Origin of the sequence: Thioclava sp. UBA3469 (genome assembly GCF_002378135.1) — a bacterium.
GTDB lineage: Bacteria > Pseudomonadota > Alphaproteobacteria > Rhodobacterales > Rhodobacteraceae > Thioclava > Thioclava sediminum.
The window spans coordinates 1-20,300 of record NZ_DFRG01000231.1; the positions used below are offsets into that span (position 1 = coordinate 1).

The following is a 20,300-nucleotide window of genomic DNA, read 5'->3' on the forward strand; positions in this document are numbered from 1 at the left end:
CGGGCCGTTGACGGTGATCTGCCCGCCCGTCCCCAGCCGCCCGGTCACGCCAAGCTGCGCACTGCCATTTGACAGCTGCACGCGCGTGTCGACGTTTTCCAGCACCATACCGAGATTGGGCGCGACAACCTTCGCGCCATTCGACGTCACCGTGCCCGACAGTGCCGCCAGCCCCGGCTTGCCGTTCATCCGCAGATCGAAGCTGAGCGGGCCCTGGACCGAGCGCGGCTCGATGAAGCTGTTGGCGAGCGCGGTCTGCGCCTGCCCCGTGATCGAGAGATCGGCATCGGCGAAATTGGTCGCCATGCGCCCCGAGACCTTCGCGTCCAAGCCGCCCGGCCCGGTGCCCGAGAGGTTCAGATTATAGCCAGAGCCATCCTCGGTGACCGTGCCCGACACCGTCACCGGTCCCGGGAAGCCCGGCGCGAGCAGCGCGGCATTGGCGAGGCGCGCGTTCAGATCGACCTTGCGCGAGGTCTCGCCCGCGGTCCCCTTGGCGGAGACGTCGAGCTGCGGGTTCTTCAGGTCGAGGTTCTGCACTTCGACCGCGCCGTTCGCATATTTGGCCTGCAGCGAGAGGTTCGTCGTGCCCGCCAGCAGCTTGTCCGCCTCGGGCTGACCGATTGCGAGGGATTTGCCGGTGCCGTCGAGCGTCAGCCCATAGGTCGCGCCATCCATCGTCGCCGTCGCATCGGCCACGAGCGTACCGCCATATTTCGCGCCCAGCGCCGACAAATCCTTGGTGTCGAGATGGGCGGTCACCTTACCCTTGTCGCCGTCGAGATTGCCCTGCGCCTGCAACTCTCCCGCTGCGGTTTTCACATCGAGCGAGTCGAGCGTCATGCTGGCATCGCTGCGGGTGCCAGTGACGGAAAACTCCGACCGTCCCGCCAGCGCGCGGTCCACCTCGGGGATACCGATCGCGAGGGAATTGCCGGTGCCTTTGAGCGTCACGCCATAGGTGCCGCCATTCAGCGTCACGGTCGCATCGGCGGCCAACTTGCCGCCATATTGATCGCCCAGCAGCGAAAGGTCATTGGTATCGAGCGTGGCGGTCAGTTTGCCGTTCTCGCTCGCCAGATCGCCCTGCGCCTGAAGCGTGCCGGCGCTTGTCTGCACGTTGAGCGAATCCAGCGTCAGCCCGGTCTCATCCCGCTTGGCCGAGATCGCGATTTCCGACCGGCCCGCCAGCGCACGATCCGCCTGCGGCTGGTCGATCGAGATGTCCTGACCGACGAGGTTGAGATTGGCGTCGAAGGCACCGCTGAGAACGGTGTATTTCCCCGCGACCGTCATCCGCGCCGCGCCGCCGAGATCACGCCCCGCCAGACCCGACAGCATCGAGAGGTTCGAATGGTCGACCTGCGCCGCGCCCTCGATGGTGACGCCCTCGCTGATATTGTCGATCGTGAGGTTCGAATTCAGGCTGTAACCGGTGCCCTTCAGCGCCAGTTGCGACAGGCGCAGCGGCTTGTCCTGCTGCCACGAGAACACGGTGCGCAGGGTAACGGCGCTGCCCGCGGCGGCGCTCAGCTTCGGATCGGACAGCTCCAACCCGTTGATGCCCAAGAGCACGGTACCGCCTGCAGAGGGCGGCGAAGCCTGCCGGATGCGGCCCGAACCCGAGAGGTTCGCGGTCAGCATCTTTGTGCCATCCTCGCGGCGCAGCTGGTTCAGACGGCCCGTCAGCTTCCAGCCATCGCCTTCGGCCTTGTCATAAGAGAGATCGAGCGTACCCGACTGCACATAGGTTTTCGGCCCCGAGATCGGCAGAAGCACCTCTTGGCCATCGCCGAGGCCGAGCTTGGCGGTGAGGTCGAATTTCACCGGCATGTTGTTGGCGCCGGTCTGCGCCGAGCCGTTCAGCTGCAGTGCGCGCGATTTCAGATCGAGCGTATTGAGCGTCGTCTGACCCGAGGCCGTGCGCGTGCCATCCGCGACCAGCGCGACCTCGTTGCCGAAGAATTCGTGGTAATCGGGCGGCAGGAGCGGACGAATATCGCCGCCCAGCGCGACGGAGAAGGTCGTGACCTTGTCGCTGCCTTCGGGTGCGCCCTCGGGCAGTTTGCTGCCCACCGAGACCTGCCCCGCCAGACGCTGCTGACCTTCGGTGCTCAGCACGATATCGGCGGTAAAATCGTCAAGCGGGCCCTTACCCGAAACGGCGAGCGTCATCGCCGGATTGCCCGGAAGGCCGACCTTCTGGACGATGATCCCGTTCTTGCCCTCGTCCACCAGCAGATCGAGGCCCAGTTCGCGCGTGGCGTTTTCGTAGGATGCGGTAAGGGAGAACTGGCCCTTCTTGGTGTCGGTCCGGGTGATGTCGAGCTTGGCATTGCCCTCGCCGCCGGCGAGCGACATCGACCCCGTCACCTTGACCGTCGCCTCCTGCCCGAGGATCGGCTGGCCGAGGATCACCTTCTTTGCGTCGATCTTTCCGATCTGCACCGAGACGGGCAGGTCGGGAAGCTGGAACGGCTTGGCCTCGGGGCTGGGAGCGGTCGAGCCGCCCTCGGAGGTCGGCAGGCGCGGCAGGTCGATCTCGGCGGCGGAGAGCTCGTCGATCTCGATCTTGCCGGTCAGCAGCGCCGTGCGGTTCCACTGGAGCGCGCCGTCCTTGATCGTGATCCACGCGCCGTCCTTGTCGGAGATCGTGAGCTGATCGAAGGTCGCCCGCGAACTGAGCGCGCCCGAGAACCCGTCGAGCCGAACGGTGCGCCCGGCGCCCGAGAGGTTATCCTCGATCAACCCGGTCAGATAGGAGCGGTCGCGCTGCGTCTGCTCGTCGGTCGCGGCCCCTGCCCCGTCCGCGGTCTGCGGCGCGCTGTCCTGCGCGGTGGCGACCAGCGGCGTGAGGCAGAAAGCGAGAAGGATAGCGAAACGTTTCATCAGAAGGCCTGCCCGATACCGATATAGAGTTGCGCCCCCGATCCGGTGCCGCCCGAGACCGGGAAGCCGACGTCGAGGCGGATAGGGCCGATGCCCGTCTTGTAGCGCAGGCCGAGACCCGCGCCTGCCTGCGAGCCCGAGTCGCCGCCGCCCGCGATATAGCCGTAATCGTAGAAGGCGACCGCGCCGATCTTGTCGGTGATGCCGATGCGCGCCTCGCCCTGGAAGCCCACGAACTCGGTGCCGCCGGTCTTCAGCGTGCCGCCGTCGAGCACTTCGACGCCGAGCGACTGGTAGGGCTGGCCGCGCACGGTGCCACCGCCGCCCGAATAGAACAGATAGTCGCGCGGGGTTTCCTCGAGATCGGACCCATAGACCCCGCCAAGCTGCACGCGGCCCGCGAGCACGAAGCGATCGTTCTGCCCGAAGCCCCGATAGGCGCGCAGATCGCCCGTGACCTGCGCCCCGGTCCCGGTATCGCCGCCGATCCCGACGAAGGGGGTCACGCCCGCCTGAATGAAATAGCCCTTGGTCGGATCGAGCTTGTTGTCGCGATCGTCCCAGGTGAGTTTCGTGGGCAGATAGACCTGACGGAAATAGGTCTGCCCCGAGTCGTCGGTCACCTTGGACCAGCCGTAATTGATCGAGACGTCGCCGGTCAGCTTGTCGTTGAAGATCCGCGTCAGACCGAAGCCAATATCGAAGGCGTTCTCGGTGTAATCCTCTTCGTTCTTCTGGCTGATCTCGGTCGTGATGTAGGCGCTGGTTTCCGGGTTGAAGGTGGCGGGGCGGTCGATCCGTGCGCCGATCGAGTAATCCGTGCCACCCGTCGCGCCGCCGATGCCGGAGATGCCCGCATCGACGCGGAAGCGTTCGCCGCCGCCGAAGAGGTTGCGGTGCAGCCAGTAGCCGCTGAGGCCGAGCCCGTCGCTGGTGCTGAGTTCCGCGCCGAGGCCGATCTTGCGTTTCTTCTGCTCGACCACGGCGAGGTTCACATCGAGGCTGTCATCGGGGTTGAGCGTCTTCGCCTCGGTGATCGCGACCGAAGAGAAAATCCCGGTGCGCTGCAGTCGCGACTGAACCTGATCGAGTTTCTTCGGATCATAGACCTCGCCGGTGGGAAAACCCGCGATCTCGCGCAGGCGTTTCGTGCGCAGGCGCTTGTTGCCGGAGGTTTCCAGCCGCCCGAAGGTCACCAGCGGCCCCGGTGCCAGACGCACGTCGGAGGCCAGCTGATTGGCGCGGTGATCCGCGACGATGTTCTGATAGGAGACTTCGGCCTTGGCGTGGCCCGCATCGCGCCAACCGGTCGTCGCCGCGCTGGCCGCATCGACGATCACGCCCGATTTCGCGACCGCACCGACCTTGTAGCCCTCGGGCAGATCGGTTTTCGGCGCGACCGGCGCGATATCGGCACGCGAGAAGGTAAATTCGGGGCCCGGCGTCACGGTCACGGTGACATTGTTCACCGTGGAAGGCGCATCGAGCGGCGGAATCGCGGCGGCCTCGCGCCCGTCGAGCTTGATCGACACGGTGCCTGAATACCGCCCCTCGGCGAACAGCGCCGAAACGATCCGGTTATAGTCGGCGCGCGCCTCGGAGAGCACGTCCTGCGCATCCTTGCTGTCGTCATCTGCGGATTGCACCAGAAGCGACGCGCCCTTGATCGTATTGCGCAAATCGTCCGACGCGCCGGGGGTATTGAACTTCAACGAATATGCGAGTGCCGGGGTCGCGAGGATCGCAAGCGCCGCCACGCTCAAATGAAAAACTCGGATGGTCTTCGGTCCCATTACTCATGCCCCCGCCCAATCGAGAGCAGAGTTACAGGTAAGCGATGCGAAAGCTAGGGCAAGCGCAGAATTCCGCGTAGCAATTTAAGGCGATCGGCAGAAATCCCCGCCGCTCAGCAGATTAGCGCGGGCAGGATACGGGAGATATGCTCGTGCATGTAAAACCGGAGCCAGCGCGAGAACCGATCGGGATAGCGCCGCACCTCGGCCCCGAGGTCGTAAAGACCGATCCAGCGGGTCTCCGAGACCAGCTCGGGATCGGGGTTCACGGTCAGGCCGCGCTGCGCATAGGCGATGTAGATATCGGTTACTTCATGCTCGACGAGCCCGTCGCCGATATCCATCCGGTATTCGATGCGGTCGGCATGGGCGGGATAGAGCCCCTCGATGCCCAGCTCCTCGCGCAGTCGCCGCAGCGCGCAGGTCTCGGGGCGCTCCCCCCAATCGGGATGACTGCAGCAGGTATTCGACCAGAGACCGGGAGATTGCAGGCAGTTTTCCGAACGCTTCTGCAAAAGGAGCTTTTCGCCATCCATGACGAAAATGGAAACCGCCCGGTGGCGGATCCCTTCGCGATGCGCATCCATCACGTCGACGGGGGCGAGCGTGCCCTCGATCCATGCCTGTATCTGGCCCATGATACCTCTTTTGAATCCGGTGATCCTGCCCGGGTCGCGGACGGGATCACCGTTACAAAATGGGTCCGTGACAGGCCAGAGTCACGGTGTCAGCTTGTCCCTGAGGCACGATGCCGCGCCTCAGGCCTGCTTGACGAATCAGACCGTCGTGGGCGCCTCGGTCTGCTGACGACGCGCCAGTTCGTTGCGATACAGCGCGACGAAATCGACGATCTCGAGGTTGAAGGGCGGGAAGCCACCGTCGCGGGTCACATCCGAGACGATGCGACGCACGAAGGGGAACAGCTGGCGAGGACATTCGATCAGCAGGAACGGATGCAGCTGATCTTCCGGCACGCCTTCGACGTGGAAGATGCCGCCGTAATCGAGCTCGAGCAGGTAGAGTGTCGCGCCGTCCGACTTGTTGTTCGCGGTGATCTTGAACTTGGTGATCACCTCGTACTGATGCTCGGCGTTGCGCTTCTTGGCATCGAGCGACACCTGCACCTGCATCTCGGGCTGGATGTCGCTGGTCTGCACGCCTTTCGTGGCGACATTGTTCTCGAAGGACATGTCGCGCGTGAATTGCGCGAGGATGTTCATACGCAGCCCTTGTTGCTCTTGCTGCGGATCCGCGGCGCCGTTGGTCTCGCCATTTGCTTCGTCAGTCATCGACCTCTCCCAAAATTAATTGTGCGAGGTTTAGCACCGGCAGAAAGAAGCCTCAATTCTCAATGACGCGTCCAGCCGGACGGCCCGCCGGGAGGCTTGCCGTTGGGATCGTCGCGATGGGTCATTTCCTCGACCTCTTCGGCGTCGAGGATCTCCGGATCGCGCGGACGGTTCGGAGGGTCGCGGCGCGGATCGTATTGGGTCGTCGTCCGATACGCGCCGCCCATCTCGAATCGCTGCACCTTCACCCGGCTCGCCGCGGCTTTCATCACCCAGTCGCGAATCCCGGGGATCAGCAGCAGAATCCCGACCGTGTCGGTAAAGAAGCCCGGCGTCAGCAGCAGCACCCCGGCCACGAGGATCATCGCACCATGGGCCAGCGGGCGCGACGGGTCGCTCAATTCATTGAGAGAGCTGCGCAGATCGTTGAGCGCACGCGCCCCTTCCCGGCGGACCAGCGACGTGCCGACGATCGCGGTCAGCAACACGATCCCCAGCGTCGGCCACAGGCCGATGAGCCCGCCCACTTGAATGAACAGACCGATCTCGATCAGCGGCACGGCCAGAAAGGCCAGAAAGATCCACATGGCATCCTCTTTTATCGCGTCTCCGGGCAAGCTGCGCCGGTGGACTTGAACTAGTTGACGCCTTACATAAGTAGCCATTGACCTAGAAACAAACATGAAGCCAAACACAGGGGTCTCGATGTCCGGTGCCGTCATTCAGCTTATCGTCCTCGCGGCGATTGCGATCTTCCTGATTTTCAAGCTGAAAAGCGTGCTCGGGACCCGTGAGGGCTATGAAAAGCCGATCGCGCCCGAAACGCCCGACACGCCGACGCCGAAGCGCGATTTCGACGTGATCGAAGGCGGTCCCGACCACGATATCATCGACAATGTGCCCGAAGGCTCGACCGCCGCCGTCGCGCTGGCCGCGATGAAACGGGTCGAGCCGAGCTTCTCGGTGTCGGAATTCCTGCAAGGGGCGCGCGGCGCTTATGAGATGATCCTGATGGCTTTCGAGACCGGCGATCTGGAAAAGGTCCGCCCCTTCCTGTCCGCCGAGGTCTACGAGGCCTTCGAGGGCGCCGTGGAAGCGCGCAAGGAGAAGGGTCTCGACGTTCAGGCGGAATTCCTCGGCCTGCGCGAGTTGGTGCTGAGCAATGCCGATTTCGACCACTCCACGAAGGAAGCCGAAGTGACCGTGCGCTTCGGGGCCGAGATCATCTCGGTCGCGCGCGATGCCGCCGGAGAGGTGGTTGAGGGCGACCCCAAATCGCCGCGCAAGCAGCGTGACATCTGGACTTTCGCCCGCACGATGGGTGCGAATGACCCGAACTGGCAGCTCGTCGCCACGGGCGGCTGAAGCCGGTGGCGCTGTCCTTCGCCAATATTCCCGGATGGAGCCGGGACGATCACGCCGCCGCTTGGGCGGCGTTTTGCGTTACGGCCGATCTCTATGGGATGGACACCGCCGGGCTGGACGATGCCAGAGCCGCCTTCGAGACTTATTTCACCCCCTATGAAATCGCCCCCGAGGGGGCTACGCATTTCACCGGATATTACGAACCCGAACTCCCCGGCGCGCGGGAGAAATCCGACCGCTTCGCCTGGCCGCTTTATGCGAAACCGGCTGAAATAGGGTCTAATTCGCCGTGGTATACCCGCGCCGAGATCGCGGTGGGCGATCTGCTGGCAGGTCACGAACTGGTCTGGCTGGAGAGCCCGATCGAGGCCTATCTCGCGCAGGTGCAGGGATCGCTGCGGGTGCGGTTTGCCGATGGTGGCAGCCTGCGGCTGGGTTTCGACGGCAAGAACGGGCATCCCTACCGCTCGATCGGCAAGGAGCTGATCGCGCGCGGCGCAGCCCCGGTCGAGGAGATGACGCCCGAGTTCATCCGACGCTGGGCCGCCGAGAACCCCGATCAGTTACAGGGGCTGCTCGATCACAATCCGTCTTTCGTGTTCTTCCGGGTGCTCGATATCCCCAACGACACCGGCCCCCTGGGCGCGATGGGGCGTCCGGTGAGCGCAGGACGCAGCCTCGCCGTGGACCCCGAGGTCGTGCCGCTGGGCAGCCCGGTCTGGATCGACTGCCCCGGCTTCGGGCAGCGGTTGATGGTGGCGCAGGACGTGGGCTCTGCGATCAAGGGCGCGGGGCGCGGTGATCTCTTCATCGGCACCGGCATGGACGCCGGACGCATTGCAGGCGCGATCAACGCCAAGGGCCGGATGATCGGCTTGCGGAGGCGCGCATGAGCCGCAAACGCAAACTCAGCCCCGAAGAACGCGCGCTGTGGGATCGCGTGGCGTCGACCACGGAGAATTACCGCCCGAAAAAGGCCGATCCCGCCGAATTAGAGTCTTTTCTGACGCCCAAACCGAAGCCGAAAGCGAGGGCCGAGGGGCTGCGCAGTTTCGAGATGGGCCAGCACGCCAAGCCCTCGCCGGGCCGTCACGATCTTGCCCCGGAGCCGGGCGAGCATCTCGCGCGACAGCCCGTCACGATGGACCGCAAGGCGCATAAGGCGATGACGCGCGGCAAGCTGAAGCCCGAAGGCGTGCTCGATCTGCATGGGCTGACATTGGCCGAAGCCCATCCCGAACTGATCCGCTTCATCCTGAATTCACAAAGCCACGGCAAGCGGCTGGTGCTTGTGATCACAGGCAAGGGTAAGCGCGGCGACGATGACGGCCCGATCCCGCGGCGGGTGGGGGTTCTGCGTCATCAGGTCCCGCAATGGCTGCGGATGATGCCGCTCGCGCCTGCCGTCATGCAGATCAACGAGGCGCATCTGAAACATGGCGGCGCGGGCGCCTATTACGTCTATCTGCGCCGGATCCGCTAACCGCCCGAGATCGGCGCGAGAATGATCTGCGTCGTATTCTCGACCGTCAGCACCACAGCATCGCCCAGTCCCGTGCGCCCGAACTGTTCGACCTCGAGCACCTCGGCCACTTTCTGCGCGCTGTCGAGAAGCCGGATCAGCGCAGGCGAGGTGACGACGTTGAAATGCCCGTCGCCTGTGTTGAAGGCCGAGACGTTGATCAGCGTCACCTTGTAATGCGCGATGCTGGAGACGTCTTCCAGATTGCCCAGCCGGTCGCGCTTGCCCGACAGCCGCGCCGATAGCTGGAGCGCGCGGTCCTTCGCGGAGGTGAAGATGATGAACGGCTGCGGCAGCGCGCCGATCGCGTCGGCCTGCGTCTTGAACACATCCACCGCAATGTCCGGCGAGATCAGGACCACCCCGGAAATCGTCGAAAATCGACCCTGTTTCTGCGTAATCGCTTCCTGACGCAGCACCTCCATCACCAGTTCCGCACCCAGCGAATGGCCCACGATCAGAATGCGTTTCGCCCCCGCCGCGTTCAGATCGTCGATCAATTTCTCCAGCCCGTCGCGCGCGAACAGCACCGAATCCCGGTCATATGCATAGCCCAGCACATTCGCCCGCGACGGCCAGGAATAATGCACCAGCACGCCGGGCAGATCGAAATCCGCGCCCATCTGCGCCATCCGGTACAGCCCTTCGGCGAAGGAGTTGTTGAAACCATGCACGAACAGCACCGCCTGCCCGTCATGTTTGCGCAGCGCCGCGCGCAGCTCCGACTGGAACGCGGGGCGCTTCATGTCGATCTCGGATTGCGAGACGAGGAACTGCTTGTCCGGGTCGACCGGCGAGGTGTCGGTCATCGGATAGGCGATCTCGGCCACCTCGCGGTCCGGCGGCGTGGCGACATCGAAGCGCGCGAGCCGCAGCTGCTGACTGCGCGCGGAGCCGAAGGGTTGCCCGGTCTGCGGATCGGGCGCCCGGGTCGAGCCCACGAAAATCGAGCGCGCATCGGCGACCGGGTGATCGAGATAGGCAAGCCGCCCACGCGGTGCGCAGGCGGCCAAGCTCAGCATCAAGATTACGATCAGAAACCGCACCATCGCCCGCGCCTCGCATCCCTCCCGCAGGAGGATAACAGAGCGGGCGCGGGGTGCCAGTGCCCTAGAGGACGTAGCGGCTCAGATCGGTGTCGCGGGTCAGATCGCCCAGCTCGTTCTCGACGAATTCCGCATCGACGGTGACGCTTTGTCCGCCACGGTCGGGCGCGGTGAAGGACAGCTCCTCGAACACGCGTTCCATGACGGTATAGAGCCTTCGCGCGCCGATATTCTCGACCGATTGGTTAACCTCCGCCGCGATCCGGGCGAGCGCCGCGATACCGTCCTCGGTGAAGGCGACCTCGACCTCTTCGGTCTTCATCAGCGCCTGATACTGGCGGGTCAGCGCGTTGTCGGTCTCCGACAGGATGCGGGTGAAGTCCTGCTCGGTCAGGGCCTGCAGCTCCACGCGGATCGGCAGACGGCCCTGCAGTTCGGGCAGCAGATCCGACGGCTTCGCGATGTGGAACGCGCCCGAGGCGATGAACAGGATATGGTCGGTCTTCACCGGGCCGAGCTTGGTCGAAACCGTCGTGCCCTCGATCAGCGGCAGCAGGTCGCGCTGCACGCCTTCGCGCGAGACATCGGCCCCGCGCGCATCCGAGCGCGCCGTGACCTTGTCGATCTCGTCGATGAAGACCATGCCGGAATGCTGCACGGCCTCGAGGGCTGCGGTCTTCACCGTCTCGTCGTCGAGAAGCTTGTCGGCCTCTTCCGAGATCAGCGTCTCGTAGCTTTCCGAGACGGTCATCTTGCGCCGCGTGGTGCGGTTGCCGCCGAAGGCTTTGAACAGGTCCTGAAGACCCTGCATCTGCTGTTCCATGCCCGGCTGACCGCCCATCATCCCGAGCGGCATGCCGCCGGACTGATCGGCCACATCGAGCTCGATGATCTTGTCGTCGAGCTCGCCATCGCGCAGCTTCTTGCGGAACATCTCGCGGGTGCTTTCGCGCGCATCGGTGCCGGCGAGCGCGGCGATCACGCGATCCTCGGCGGCCTGATGCGCCTTCGCCTTCACCTCTTCGCGCATGTAGTCGCGGGTCTGGACCATCGCGACATCGGCCAGATCGCGGATGATCTGCTCCACGTCACGACCGACATAGCCCACTTCGGTGAACTTCGTGGCCTCGACCTTCAGGAAGGGCGCGCGGGCCAGTTTCGCCAGACGGCGCGAGATCTCGGTCTTGCCGACGCCGGTCGGGCCGATCATCAGGATGTTCTTCGGATAAACCTCTTCGCGCAAATCGTCGGGCAGTTGCTGACGGCGCCAGCGATTGCGCAGCGCAACGGCGACGGCGCGCTTGGCGTCCTTCTGGCCGATGATGAAACGGTCGAGTTCCGAGACGATTTCGCGGGGGGTCAGATCGGTCATGGATTACTCCGTGGCATAGGGCGGCAGGCGGTGCTTGCCGGGAAAATTGGGAAGCGCGCGCATCAGGCGCGTGCGCAGCTCGGTCCAGAAGGAGCCGAGCGCGGTGAGAAAGAGGCCGATCAGGATCAGCGTGATCCACCAGCTACGCGGATCGGCAGCGTCACCGAAAGCGTAGAAGCTGAGAAAGATCATGTAGCCGATCCCGGCCGTGAAGAAGGAGCGCCGGTCGATGATCAGCGCCAGCGCGGCGAAGACGGCAAGCGTGGCGAGCAGCAGCACATAGCCCGTGCCCGGCCCCATCTTGTAGAAGGTCAGCGCGAGCGTGTTGACCAGCGCAGGCGCCGCCAGCACGTGCAGCCAGAAGCCCGAGGCCGATTGGCGACCCAGACGATGCGGGTCGCGCATGTCGAACCAGATGCCACCGGCGAGCGCCAAGAGCCCGAAGACCAGCATCGCGAGCGACAGCGCCGAGCCGTTCGACAGATCGAACAGATCGACCGTCTGAGAAATCGGCGCTTCGGGGTCGAAGCCCTTCGCAAAGGACAGAAGCAGGCCCAGCCCGCAAAGCCCCACGAGGAACATCGAGAACGGCACCCGGTAGCGCAGGAACCACGCAATCAGCGCGACCGCGGTCGCGACCAGCGCAAGGTCGAAGTTGGGCGCCTCGGCGATGAAGCGCATCCCGAGGATCGGAATGCCGAGGAAGCTCGCCAGCACCGCCCCGCCCAGCGTGAGCGTCAGCAGGATCGAAGGCAGCACCATGCGGCGCTTGCGGGTGAAATATTCCCCCAGCAGCGCAATCAGCGGGATCAGCATCGCGTAACCCAGCTTGCCGCCCGCGAAGAGGAGGAAGCCGAACGACCCGGTGATCAGGATGCCGAGGCCGACGGTCACGAAGATCTCGGCGAAGCCTTTGAACAGCTCGAACGGTTCGTCCTCGGCCGGAAGGGCCGCGCGACCGGCGAGGCGGTTGCTCGCCAGCGCCATCACGGAGGCGGCCTGCGCCTCGTTGATGTGGCCAGCCGCGACCGCCGCGCGCAGATCGTCGCGCGTCAGCTCAGCCACCGATGCTCTCCACCGTCAGGTTGCCGTTGGTGTAGACGCAGATGTCCGACGCGATCGCCATCGCCTTGCGGGCGACCGCCTCGGCATCGAGATCGGTTTCCATCAGCCCGCGCGCCGCGGCGAGGGCGAAATTGCCGCCCGAGCCGATCGCGGCGATGCCGTGTTCCGGCTCCAGCACGTCACCCGCGCCGGTCAGAACGTAGAGATCCTTGCCATCGGTCACGATCAGCATCGCTTCGAGATTGCGCAGGTATTTGTCCATGCGCCAATCCTTCGCCAGCTCCACGCAGCCGCGCATCAGCTGACCGGGCGAGGCTTCGAGCTTCTTCTCGAGCCGCTCCAGCAGGGTGAACGCATCCGCGGTCGAGCCCGCAAAGCCCGCCACGATGTCGTGACCGCCGGGGCTCAGGCGGCGCACCTTGCGCGCCGAGCCCTTGATGACGGTCTGGCCAAGGCTGACCTGCCCATCGCCCGCGACCACCACTTTACCACCCTTGCGGATGCCGATGATCGTCGTGCCGTGCCAGCCCGGGAATTTCTCTTCGGCCATGTTAGTCCTCCGTTTGCGCCAAAGATATGTAACCCGCAGGCCGGGGCTGCAACCCCGCTTGCCGGTGCGGGAGCCTGCGGCTAGCGTCACCGCATGAGCGCGCAGCACCTTTCGATCTATCTCGATGACTGGATTCTGGAGCAGGTCCGGGCCGGTGAACACAATTTCTTCAAGCGGCTGATCGGAGCGGTGGAGGCGGCGGATTGGACCGTCAGCCTGCATCGGACAGGTGCGGAGGCGCGCGCGGCGGCACCGTCCCGCGAGGGCTATGCGCTTTACCGAATGGAGCCGCCGACCCATGCGCGGGCGCTGACCTGCCGACGGACCTATGTCGGCGCGTTCTGGCATGTCGAGGCGGAGGCGGAGCGGTGGGATTGGCCGGTCGCTCAGACGCCCTTCGATGCCGATGAGGTGGACGGGGACGCCGCGGCGCAGTTCTTCTTTTCCACACGAAACAGGCTCTATTCCGGCGTAAAGCCGTCTAACGAGGAAGATCTGGCCTTCATTCCCCTGCAGGGACGGCTGCTGGATCACCGCTCGTTTCAGTCGGTGAGCCCGGTGCAGATGATCGAGGAAGTGCTGGCCCGTCATTCCGGCCCGGTCGTGGCGACGCTGCACCCGAACGAGGATTACACAGCGCGCGAAATCGAGGCGCTGGAGGCGATCGCGGCACGTCACCCGCGCTTTCGCTTCCAGTCCGGTGGTTCGCCTGAGCTGCTCCGCCGCTGCCGCTTCGTTGCCACGCAAAACAGCGCGCTCGCCCTCGAAGGGTTCTTCCTGCGAAAACCCGCGATCCTGTTCGGCCTGTCGGATTTCCACCACATCGCGGGATTGGTGCCGCGCGACGGGATCGAGGCCGCTTTCGCCAAACTGCGCGAGACGCCGCCGGTCGCCCGTTACCTCTACTGGTTCCTGCAGCTGCAATCGCTCAACGCAGGCCGCCCCGAATTCGAAGACCGCCTGCGCGCGCGGCTGCGCCATTTCGGCTGGCCGATATGAAAAAAGGCGCCCGAGGGCGCCCTTTTCCGTCAAACCTGATCCGCAGATCAGATCGATTCGTTGATCCAGCTTTGCAGCGCCGCTTTCGGGGCTGCGCCGATCTTGTTCGAGACGACCTCGCCATCCTTGAACAGGAACAGGGCGGGGATGCCGCGCACGCCCAGCGTCGCCGGGCTGTCGGGGTTCTCGTCGACGTTCACTTTCACGACCTTGATCTTGCCCGACATTTCCTGGGCAATCTCTTCGAGCGACGGGCCGATCATGCGGCAGGGGCCGCACCATTCAGCCCAGAAATCCACCACGACGGGAACGTCGGACTTGCGCACTTCTTCGTCGAAAGTGGCGTCGGTAACAGCAACGGTAGCCATGTCAGCCTCCTGAATATTGGGTCGGCAAGGAAGGTAAGTTCCGCCCCCGTCGGCGTCAAGATACAGTGGGCGTGCGCAAGCTCCCGTCTAGCTGTGCATCTGCGAGCGGCATGATCGTTCCGTCCTGTGTCCACAGTATCGCGCAGGTGATGGTGCGTTCGGGGTGAATCTGCCGCAATGCCGCGCGATAGGCGGCCATCTGTCGCACGATCCCCTCGGGCACCTGATCGGGCGACGTAGGGACAGTGCGGTTGGATTTGTAATCGAGAATGTGAACGCCTTCGGCATCGATCCGCAGACGGTCGATGAAGCCGTGAATCCGCTGGCCGCCGAATTCCTCCAGCGCGGCGGTGAGTTCGACCTCCGCCAGACAATCCGGGCCCAGCCACGCCGCCATGCCCGGCGCTTCGAGAACGCGGATCGCTTCGGCCAAAACAGGCTCTATTTCACCCGGAAGCAGCGCATCCTCGCCCTCGGACAGCAACAGTTCGGCAAGATCTTCCCACTGGTCGCGCGGCCGTTCCGGCAGATGTTCGAGAAGCCGGTGCAGGTTTCGCCCGTGACGCAGCGCCTCGTCTTCGTCCATCATCTCGCCATCACCGAACAGAGCCTTCGCACCGCCCAAATCGGAGGGCGAAAGCGGACGCGGCGGCGGCTCGACGGCCGCTGCGGGCGTGAGGCTCCACGCGGGCAGATCCAGTCGCGTGACCTCCTCTGCGACCGCAGGGGCGCGCGCGTTTTCCGGCCATGCGCCGGTCGCGTGGCGCGGAAACTCGCCCAATTCCTGCAATGGCTTGGAAAGCCCCGTGACGTCCTCGGTCCCGGCAGCTTCGAGGCCCGATTTCATTCGGCTATACCAGGTCTCGTCGCCCTCGCCGACCTCGCCCGCTGCGGCCACGATCAGCCATTTCTCCGCCCGCGTCATCGCAACGTAGAGAAGCCGTTGTGCCTCTTCCGTCCGGGCGGTCGTCTCCTTACCCGCAGCCGAAAGCTGGGCCTCCGGCGCGTCCGGCGCGGGTTGCCGCAGCCCCGCGACGCCATTGTCCAAACGCAGGATTTTAGGTGGGTTAGGCTCTTTTTTCTTCGCCGTATCGGGCAGGATGACGATCGGCGCTTCCAACCCTTTCGAGCCGTGGACCGTCATCACCCGGATCGCGCGCCCTGCCCCGTCCAGCTGCCGCTTCACCTGCACGTCATCCGCATCGAGCCAGCCGAGGAACCCGGTCAGGCTGGGCACTTCGTTACGCTCGAACGCCAGCGCCTGCGAGATCAACTCGTCGATCCCGTCCTCCGCCTCGGGGCCAAGCCGCGCCAGAAGCCGCTCGCGCCCGCCATGCCGGGTCAGCAGGCGTTCGATCAGCTCGAAGGGCCGCAGGAAATCGGAATTGTCGCGCAGATCTTTCAGCATCTCCTGCGTATCGGGCCGCATCTCGCCACGGCGGAGCGCCTCCCAGAGATAGCCCTTCCGGGGCTGCGCGAGCTGATAGAGCTCCTGCTCGGACCAGTTCAGAAGCGGCGAGCGCAACGCCTCCGCCAGCGACAGATCGTCCTCGGGCGTCGCGAGGAAGCTCAGCAGCGAGCGGATGTCGCGCACCGCAAGCTCCGCGCCTAGCTTCAGGCGATCCGCCCCCGCGACCGCCAGCCCGATCGATTTGCAGGCGCGAATGATCTCGGAAAACAGCTCCGAGCGACGCCGCACGAGGATCAGGAAATCGCCCTCATGCACGGGGCGCGCGCCGCCGGGCGCCTCGTGATCGGGGATTTGCACGCCTTGCGCGATCATCGCGGAAATCTCGGCGGCAATCATGCGCGATAGTTGAGAAATCGCCGATTCCGCGCTCGTCAGATCGACCGGGCTTTCCCAATCGTCCTCGTCCTCCGTCTTCACCGACTCGATCGCGGGCCACAGATCGACGCGGCCCGGAAGCGCCTCGTGGAAGGCGATATGCGAGGGAGCGCCGCCCAGGCCCTGCTCGGCCCCGCGTGCAAAAGCGAGGTCCACGGACCGCAGCACGGCGGCGGACGATCGGAAGGAATGTTCCAGCTCCAGCGGAGAGAGCGCGCGACCGATATCCGCGAATTTTCGGGCGAAATGGGCCCGCATTTCCTCGAATTGCTGAAGGTCGGCCCCTTGGAAGGAATAGATCGACTGCTTGCGGTCGCCCACCACGAACAGCGTGCGTTCGCCCTTATGCGCGCCTTCGCCAGAGGTAAATTCCTCGGCGATCCGCTCGATCACCCGCCATTGCCGGGGGCTGGTATCCTGCGCCTCATCGACGAGGATATGGTCGATCCCGCCATCGAGGCGGAACAGCACCCATTGCGCCACCGATGGCTCATCCAGGAGCGCCGCCGCGCGGTCGATCAGATCGTCGAAATCGAGCCAGCCGCGCGCGGCTTTATAGGCGTCGAGCCGCGGCAGGAAGACCTGCGCGAACCGGTGCAACGCATGGGCGCGCTTGGCCGCGACGAAGGCGAGGCGGCGGGGACGGTTCTCGGAGACGCGCTCGGACAGATCGGACAGCGCCGCCATCGTGCCGTCGCCCAGCGATTTGGCGAGCGCCTTGGTGGCGACCTTGTCGAGCTTGGGCTGATAGGGCGGGCCGTCTTTCGGTTTCTTGACGCAAAGCACGTCTTCCAGAGCCTGCACCGAGGCGAGATCGCGGTCACGCGCCGCCGCCAACCCTGCGCCGACGCGCTGGTCGTTCTTGGAACTCGCGAGGAACGCAGGCGCGACCTCGCGGATCATCTTCAGATCGCCGTCGTCGAAGACCTCAGACAGCAGCGCCTCTTCGGTCATGTCCCGCGGCAGATCATAGGCTTCCAGCAGATCGGGCAAGCCCAGATCGCCTGCAAAACCGACCCTATTCCGGCTTATATCGGCTGCGAGTGATGTCAGATCTTCACCGGAATAGACGCCGAGCAACGCATCGAGCCGGTCGCAATCCGGGCCCGTCGCGATCTCCTCGAGGATATCCTCGCGCATCAATTCGCCGGCGCGGTCGTCCATCTCGGAAAAGCCCGGCGAGACTTTCGCCTCAAGCGGGAAGCGGCGCAGCAATCCCGCGCAGAAGGCGTGGATCGTCTGGATCTTCAGCCCGCCCGGCGTCTCGATCGCCTTGGCGAACAGCCGCCGCGCTTTCGCCAGATCCTCGGCAGAGAGCGCCTCATCGGCACCCAGCGCCCTTAGCTTCTCGCACAGCTTCGCCTCGTCCATCATCGCCCAGCCGCCCAGCAGCCCAAGCAGTCGGTTCTGCATCTCCGCCGCGGCGGCCTTGGTGTAGGTCAGGCACAAGATGCGTTGAGGCTCTGTTCCGGCCAAAAGCATGCGCGCGACGCGGTCGGTCAGCACCTTGGTCTTGCCCGACCCCGCATTCGCGGCGAGCCAGACCGAGCTGTCCGGTTGCGAGGCCTGATGCTGTCTGAGGCTGGCCGGATGGGTCATGACACGTCCTCCCCCTCGGCTTCATCGGTGACATCCCATTCCCCGAAGCGCGAGACCTGATCGTAATCCGTCCGGGCGCGCGCTTTTTGCGGGGCGCGCCGCGCGGTGAAGCCCTGCGTCGGCTCGAAATAGCGCGCGATCAGCTTGCGGAATTTCTCCCAACTCTCCTCGGGCGTCTCGCTGCGATCACCGGATTTACCCTTGATCTGCGTGGTGGCGCCGTCGCCGCCGAGCCGCACATAGGACATGCCCGCGACCTCGCGCGGCCCGATCGCCTCGAAGGCCCCGCGCCCGACCATCGCGGCCTCCAGAAGCATCTGTTTGTTGAAGGCCATCACCTCCCGTTCGGAAGGCGGCGTGCCAGTTTTGTAATCGTAGATCCAAGCGCGCCCGTCTTCGAGAATGTCGATCCGGTCGGGCTTCGCAGTCAGCGTGAAAATCGGGTTTTGCAGTGAAACAGAGCCTTTTTTCTCTACCACCATGGGCGCGCCCTGCGCGCGACGCTCGGCCTCGGCCCGGCAAAATGTCTCGGCGATCCCCCGAACCCGCGCGAGCCAGATACGCTGCGCACTGGGCCAAGGAATTTCCCGGAGCATCACCTCCTCTGCGATCTCCATCAGACGCGCCTGCGCCGCTTCGATGGTCGCGGTCTCGTCATAGGTCTTCACGAAGGTTTCGACGATCTGGTGCAGCACCTGACCGCGCAGCAAAGCGTCGGGTTCGGGGCGCAGCGGATCGAGAGCGCGCAGCTTCAGAATGCGCTTCGCGTAGATATCATAGGGGTCGCGGATCAGGGTCTCGATCGCGGTGACCGGCAATTCGCGCGGGCGCACATTGACAGGCGGGCGCGGCGACGGGCGTTTGGCGGGCTCAAGCGTGATCCGCGGCGTCTCGAGCGCGTCTGCCAGATCGAGCCAGCGCTTGCCGCGCCCGCGCATCTCGGCCAACGCCTCGGTGCCGCCTTGATCGGGAAGGCCATCCACGAGGTTCAAGAGACGATTGAGCCAGCGCGACGGGATCGTCTGCGCCTCCGCATCGCGCGCACAGCGCGACAGGATCACCTGCGGCCCGGCAACCGCCTGCTGGAAGTCATGCGCCGAGAGGCCGACCTGCCGTTCGGGCAGTAATAGACCCGATTCCAGCCGCATTTGACGGCTGAACCACGGATCGGGCGCGGGCGCTTCGGGCCAGCTTCCCTCGTTCAGCCCGCCACAGATCACCAGCTCGGCCCCCTGCGCGCGCGCTTCCAGCGTCCCCCAGATCGCAATCAAAGGATGCGCCGCGAGTGTCTGCCGCACGAGCCCGCTCTGAAGGTGTCGGTTAACCAGATCGGCGTAATCGAGCGCGCCGAGATGCCCGCCGAAGCCGGACTGGCTGCGCAGGTCCTCCATCAAACGACGCGCCTCGCGACCCGCCGCCTCGCGCCACAGCTCGCTGGTCTCGGTCGCGGCACTCGGTCCGGCGGCGATCCGTTCTGCCAGACGGAAGTGCTGTTCCACGTGATCAGTCAGCGCGGCCGCCGGCGGAGCCGCGAAATCTTCGAGAATATCGCAGAGCCACTGCGCCCAGGGTTCCCGTGAATCAGGGTCTTTTTCAGCCCATTTCGTGAGGCACTCGCGATCGGGGAACGCCGGCCCATAGCGGCGCAGGCGCAGCTCCAGCTCGCGCGTGTTGCGCAGATGCGGCCCACGTTCCGCGTCGCCGGTCGCGGTCAGCGGATGTTTCAGCAGCGCGATCAGATCGGCGATCCCGACCGGACGCGCCCGCATCGCCGCGATCTGCCGCAGGAACCGGCCCGGCGCAGTCTGCTGCAGCGGCTGTCCCGCACTGTCATCCGGCACGATCCCCCACCGGTCGAGCGCCGCCGCCACGCGGCGCGCCAGAAGGCGGTCGGGCGTGATCAGAGCCGAACTGACGCCCCGCTCGACCGCTTCGCGCAGCGCGAGCGCAATCGACAGCGCCTCATGGCGCGGATCGCGCGCTTCGATCAGCGACAGCCCGTGACAGGCCGGAACGAGCGGCCCCAGCCCAGCGCCTTCGCGCCGCCATTGATCGGTAACCGGCGCCGGCCGCAGTGCCAGCGAAAGGAGGCGGTTGCGGCCCGGGTCCGGCGCGGAGATCTCATCCCAATCGACGACGTCCTCCGCCGAGAGCCCGAGCTTATCGAGCAAGCTGCGATAGCGGAACTGCGGGTGGTCTTCGAGCGGAAATGGGCCGGAATAGAGACTATCCCAGGCCGCCTGCGTCATGTCGCGGTCGAAGCCGGGAAGAACGATCGACCCGTTTTCCAACCGCGCGACAGCCTGCATGAACAACGAGGTCGCCCCGTGCGAACCGGTCGAGCCCGCGACGATCACCGGATCGGCGGGCGGGTTTTCGCGCCAACGCTCGATCACCGCTTCCACGACCATCCGCTGGCGGCTCTCGCGGTCCAGCTCGGCGTCGTTGTCGAAATAACGCGCGATAATGCGGATGAAGCGCAGGCTCTCCTGCCAGTGGCGGGCGTGGGTCTCGGTCAGCTCGAGCTGGTCGAGATCGTCGATATGGACGCCCTCGCTCTGCATCTCGGCGAGGAGGGAATACAGGCTCTCGGCCAG

The 20,300-nt window shown here is 65.1% G+C and carries 16 protein-coding genes; 4 read left to right on the top strand and 12 right to left on the bottom strand.

All coding sequences use genetic code 11. The features are described 5' to 3' along the window. The 5 genes from B3D39_RS16615 to B3D39_RS16635 form a co-directional block, all read right to left on the bottom strand. On the bottom strand, nucleotides 1-2,889 hold a 2,889-nt coding region (locus tag B3D39_RS16615), incomplete at its 3' end, for a translocation and assembly module protein TamB (RefSeq protein WP_286789902.1). After that, complete coding sequence (locus B3D39_RS16620; RefSeq protein ID WP_274961577.1) at nucleotides 2,889-4,682, bottom strand: autotransporter assembly complex protein TamA; 1,794 nt, start codon at nucleotides 4,680-4,682, stop codon at nucleotides 2,889-2,891. The genes B3D39_RS16620 and B3D39_RS16615, both read right to left, overlap by 1 nt. 113 nt (nucleotides 4,683-4,795) lie before the next feature. Continuing rightward, complete coding sequence (locus B3D39_RS16625) at nucleotides 4,796-5,323, bottom strand: isopentenyl-diphosphate Delta-isomerase (protein ID WP_093477209.1); 528 nt, start codon at nucleotides 5,321-5,323, stop codon at nucleotides 4,796-4,798. A 135-nt stretch (nucleotides 5,324-5,458) separates the two neighbouring features. Next, nucleotides 5,459-5,971: a protein-export chaperone SecB gene (gene secB, locus B3D39_RS16630; RefSeq protein ID WP_078522734.1), complete on the bottom strand. Its 513-nt coding sequence runs from the start codon at nucleotides 5,969-5,971 to the stop codon at nucleotides 5,459-5,461. Nucleotides 5,972-6,030: 59 nt separating this feature from the next. Next, nucleotides 6,031-6,558, bottom strand: coding sequence for an FxsA family protein (locus B3D39_RS16635; RefSeq protein ID WP_274961576.1), 528 nt, complete (start codon nucleotides 6,556-6,558; stop codon nucleotides 6,031-6,033). Nucleotides 6,559-6,676: 118 nt separating this feature from the next. Between B3D39_RS16635 and B3D39_RS16640 the strand changes: the two genes are divergently transcribed. From B3D39_RS16640 to B3D39_RS16650, 3 genes are read left to right on the top strand one after another with little or no spacing between them, the layout of a single operon-like run. Next, nucleotides 6,677-7,336, top strand: a complete 660-nt coding sequence (locus tag B3D39_RS16640; protein ID WP_078522789.1) for a Tim44/TimA family putative adaptor protein — start codon at nucleotides 6,677-6,679, stop codon at nucleotides 7,334-7,336. A gap of 5 nt (nucleotides 7,337-7,341) precedes the next feature. Continuing rightward, on the top strand, nucleotides 7,342-8,229 hold the full coding sequence (locus B3D39_RS16645; RefSeq protein WP_274961575.1) for a murein transglycosylase A: 888 nt from the start codon (nucleotides 7,342-7,344) through the stop codon (nucleotides 8,227-8,229). Then, on the top strand, nucleotides 8,226-8,819 hold the full coding sequence (locus tag B3D39_RS16650) for a Smr/MutS family protein (protein WP_274961574.1): 594 nt from the start codon (nucleotides 8,226-8,228) through the stop codon (nucleotides 8,817-8,819). The genes B3D39_RS16645 and B3D39_RS16650 overlap by 4 nt, the downstream gene beginning before the upstream one ends. Here B3D39_RS16650 and B3D39_RS16655 read toward each other — a convergent pair. The 4 genes from B3D39_RS16655 to hslV form a co-directional block, all read right to left on the bottom strand. Next, a complete protein-coding gene (locus B3D39_RS16655) occupies nucleotides 8,816-9,907 on the bottom strand; it encodes an alpha/beta hydrolase (RefSeq protein ID WP_274961573.1) in 1,092 nt (363 codons plus the stop codon). The two genes, B3D39_RS16650 and B3D39_RS16655, sit on opposite strands and share 4 nt — an antisense overlap. Nucleotides 9,908-9,968: 61 nt before the next feature. Next, entirely contained in the window at nucleotides 9,969-11,276 is a 1,308-nt protein-coding gene (gene hslU, locus B3D39_RS16660) for an ATP-dependent protease ATPase subunit HslU (protein ID WP_078602462.1), read from the bottom strand. Nucleotides 11,277-11,279: 3 nt separating this feature from the next. Then, nucleotides 11,280-12,341, bottom strand: a complete 1,062-nt coding sequence (locus B3D39_RS16665; RefSeq protein ID WP_078541443.1) for a hypothetical protein — start codon at nucleotides 12,339-12,341, stop codon at nucleotides 11,280-11,282. Next, a complete protein-coding gene (gene hslV / locus B3D39_RS16670; protein ID WP_078522728.1) occupies nucleotides 12,334-12,891 on the bottom strand; it encodes an ATP-dependent protease subunit HslV in 558 nt (185 codons plus the stop codon). The genes B3D39_RS16665 and hslV overlap by 8 nt, the downstream gene beginning before the upstream one ends. A 93-nt stretch (nucleotides 12,892-12,984) precedes the next feature. Between hslV and B3D39_RS16675 the strand changes: the two genes are divergently transcribed. Beyond that, a complete protein-coding gene (locus B3D39_RS16675; protein WP_274961572.1) occupies nucleotides 12,985-13,890 on the top strand; it encodes a hypothetical protein in 906 nt (301 codons plus the stop codon). A gap of 47 nt (nucleotides 13,891-13,937) precedes the next feature. Here B3D39_RS16675 and trxA read toward each other — a convergent pair whose 3' ends face one another. The 3 genes from trxA to addB form a co-directional block, all read right to left on the bottom strand. Then, a complete protein-coding gene (gene trxA, locus B3D39_RS16680) occupies nucleotides 13,938-14,258 on the bottom strand; it encodes a thioredoxin (RefSeq protein WP_078522726.1) in 321 nt (106 codons plus the stop codon). 55 nt (nucleotides 14,259-14,313) lie between these two features. Then, complete coding sequence (gene addA / locus B3D39_RS16685; RefSeq protein ID WP_274961571.1) at nucleotides 14,314-17,703, bottom strand: double-strand break repair helicase AddA; 3,390 nt, start codon at nucleotides 17,701-17,703, stop codon at nucleotides 14,314-14,316. Next, on the bottom strand, nucleotides 17,700-20,300 hold a 2,601-nt coding region (addB, locus tag B3D39_RS16690), incomplete at its 5' end, for a double-strand break repair protein AddB (RefSeq protein ID WP_286789903.1). The genes addB and addA, both read right to left, overlap by 4 nt.

Bases quoted from the DNA above. Each gene is read 5' to 3' on its own strand.
- B3D39_RS16620 (WP_274961577.1), bottom strand. From the start codon at position 4,682: ATGGGACCGAAGACCATCCGAGTTTTTCATTTGAGCGTGGCGGCGCTT.
- secB (WP_078522734.1), bottom strand. From the start codon at position 5,971: ATGACTGACGAAGCAAATGGCGAGACCAACGGCGCCGCGGATCCGCAG.
- B3D39_RS16635 (WP_274961576.1), bottom strand. From the start codon at position 6,558: ATGTGGATCTTTCTGGCCTTTCTGGCCGTGCCGCTGATCGAGATCGGT.
- B3D39_RS16640 (WP_078522789.1), top strand. From the start codon at position 6,677: ATGTCCGGTGCCGTCATTCAGCTTATCGTCCTCGCGGCGATTGCGATC.
- B3D39_RS16650 (WP_274961574.1), top strand. From the start codon at position 8,226: ATGAGCCGCAAACGCAAACTCAGCCCCGAAGAACGCGCGCTGTGGGAT.
- B3D39_RS16655 (WP_274961573.1), bottom strand. From the start codon at position 9,907: ATGGTGCGGTTTCTGATCGTAATCTTGATGCTGAGCTTGGCCGCCTGC.
- hslU (WP_078602462.1), bottom strand. From the start codon at position 11,276: ATGACCGATCTGACCCCCCGCGAAATCGTCTCGGAACTCGACCGTTTC.
- hslV (WP_078522728.1), bottom strand. From the start codon at position 12,891: ATGGCCGAAGAGAAATTCCCGGGCTGGCACGGCACGACGATCATCGGC.
- B3D39_RS16675 (WP_274961572.1), top strand. From the start codon at position 12,985: ATGAGCGCGCAGCACCTTTCGATCTATCTCGATGACTGGATTCTGGAG.
- trxA (WP_078522726.1), bottom strand. From the start codon at position 14,258: ATGGCTACCGTTGCTGTTACCGACGCCACTTTCGACGAAGAAGTGCGC.
- addA (WP_274961571.1), bottom strand. From the start codon at position 17,703: ATGACCCATCCGGCCAGCCTCAGACAGCATCAGGCCTCGCAACCGGAC.